At 73.2% G+C, this 527-nt stretch carries 1 protein-coding gene and 1 pseudogene; both read right to left on the bottom strand.

Translation table 11 applies throughout. From position 1 onward, the window contains the following. Positions 1 to 278: pseudogene (locus tag BGN95_RS20215) on the bottom strand (tail tape measure protein); the annotation flags it as partial. After that, positions 271 to 527: phage tail assembly chaperone (locus BGN95_RS27270; RefSeq protein ID WP_502688325.1), on the bottom strand; the 257-nt coding region annotated here is incomplete at its 5' end. The pseudogene BGN95_RS20215 and the gene BGN95_RS27270, both read right to left, overlap by 8 nt.

The following is a 527-nucleotide window of genomic DNA, read 5'->3' as shown; positions in this document are numbered from 1 at the left end:
CCGGAGCCGCCGCTGCCGAGGATCTGCTGAAGCCCGCCGCGGATCGCCGAGGCGGCGATCTCGGCCATCACCGACAGCGCGACCTTCTTGAGATCCTCGAAGCCCAGTTTCCCGCTCTGCACCGCGCGCAACAGGGTGCGCTCGATCGCCCGCCCCGCGCGATCCGCGCCGGCCGCCAGCGGGCCTTCGAGCTCGCCGCGCATCGCCGCCACGTCGCGCGCGAACGCCGTCGTGTCGGCGCGGACGTCGATCACCAGCCGCTCGATTTCCTCATCCATCGGGGAACCTTTCCCTCAAACGCGCGATCGTCGCCGCATCGGGCGGCACCGCATCGCCCTCGTCGCCGAGACAGGCGCGCACCAGCCCCGCGAGCTCCGCCGGGGTCGCGCGCCAGAAGGCATCGGGCGGCCAGCCGAACATCACCCCCGCCAGCCCCGCAAGCCGCGCGGCGCGATCGGCGAACGACGGGGCGCTCCCTCCCTCTTCTCCCCTCCCTTGATCAAGGGAGGCGCTGGGGGTGGGTTGGC

It is taken from the genome of Sphingomonas sp. 66-10, from assembly GCF_001897045.1.
GTDB lineage: Bacteria > Pseudomonadota > Alphaproteobacteria > Sphingomonadales > Sphingomonadaceae > Sphingomonas > Sphingomonas lycopersici.
Note: the sequence above shows the minus strand (reverse complement) of the source record. Positions and strands in the feature narration are given on the sequence as shown.